This window comes from Clostridioides sp. ZZV14-6154 (assembly GCF_020657785.1).
Taxonomy (GTDB): Bacteria; Bacillota; Clostridia; order Peptostreptococcales; family Peptostreptococcaceae; genus Clostridioides.
This window is the reverse complement of the sequence record NZ_JAGWCY010000081.1, coordinates 1-259: the sequence shown is the minus strand read 5'-3', so window position 1 is coordinate 259 and position 259 is coordinate 1. Positions and strand designations below refer to the sequence as shown.

Genomic DNA, 259 nt, shown 5'->3' with positions numbered 1-259 from the left:
GGAATAGCCCAAACCAATAAAGTTTTCTTTATTGGGGTTGCGGACATATCTTAAACGAAGAGGTATCGTAATTGAAGAGGTTTGGAAAGACCCACCATAGAAGGTAATAGTCCTGTATGTCAAACGAGAAAGCTTCAGATATGATCCAGAGTACCACGGGACACGTGAAACCCTGTGGGAAGCAGGAGGGACCACCCTCCAAGGCTAAATACTACCTAGTGACCGATAGCGTATAGTACCGTGAGGGAAAGGTGAAAAG

Annotated in this window: 1 rRNA gene; it reads left to right on the top strand. The window is 45.2% G+C overall.

The features are described from left to right. Nucleotides 1-259: ribosomal RNA gene (locus KGF45_RS19830) — 23S ribosomal RNA — on the top strand; the annotation flags it as partial.